1 pseudogene is annotated in these 318 nt (G+C 64.8%); it reads right to left on the reverse strand.

Annotated elements, in window-relative coordinates:
- Positions 1–318, reverse strand: a pseudogene (locus QM806_RS41030) (acyl-CoA dehydrogenase); the annotation flags it as partial.

Genomic DNA, 318 nt, shown 5'->3' on the forward strand with positions numbered 1-318 from the left:
GGCGGACATCGGCGTGTTCGATGATCGGAACCGGCGGCGCGGACGGATCCTTGGCGCCGAGCGGGCGGCCCTGGGTTCGGATCGTCGCGTAGTCGAGCGACTTCAGGTATCCCACGTAGCCGAGGGCGATCGCGAGGAAGCCGACACCGATCCGGGCCTCGTTCATCATCTGGAACATATACGACAGGCCCCGGTGTTCCTGCCCCACGAGAAACCCAATAGCGCCGGACTGTCCTGCCGGGTAATGTTTTCCGTCCCCGAACGCGAGCAGGGTGTTGGTGGTGCCGCGGTTGCCCATCTTGTGGTTGAGGCCCACCA

Origin of the sequence: Rhodococcus sp. IEGM 1351 (assembly GCF_030056875.1) — a bacterium.
In the GTDB taxonomy this organism is placed as follows: domain Bacteria; phylum Actinomycetota; class Actinomycetes; order Mycobacteriales; family Mycobacteriaceae; genus Rhodococcus_F; species Rhodococcus_F opacus.